Here is a 281-nt window from a genome sequence, read left to right on the forward strand (position 1 = left end):
CTCCGGCTGCCCGCCCGAGGCGTCGTCTTCAGGCTCATCGGCATTGCCGAGCAGGTGCAGCTGCAGGATGTCCTGAAAGGACAATCCCTGCGTGCTGTCGATTCCGGCCATGGCCCGGCGAATCTGCGCGAGCAGCGCGGGATCGAGCGCGATCCATTGGCCCCGGAAGCGCACCAGGCGCTCGTTGCGGGCCACCAGCTCGGCGAACTCGGACTCGCTTAGATCGGCATCGCCAATGGCCACACGCCAGTCGAACTGGACAATCGAGTCCAGTCCGAACA

1 protein-coding gene is annotated in these 281 nt (G+C 65.5%); it reads right to left on the reverse strand.

Annotated elements, in window-relative coordinates; translation table 11 throughout:
- A partial coding sequence (locus WG8_RS01190; RefSeq protein WP_007428227.1) for an SNF2 helicase-associated domain-containing protein occupies positions 1-281 on the reverse strand: 281 nt, incomplete at both ends.

Source organism: Paenibacillus sp. Aloe-11, assembly GCF_000245715.1.
Taxonomy (GTDB): domain Bacteria; phylum Bacillota; class Bacilli; order Paenibacillales; family Paenibacillaceae; genus Paenibacillus; species Paenibacillus kribbensis.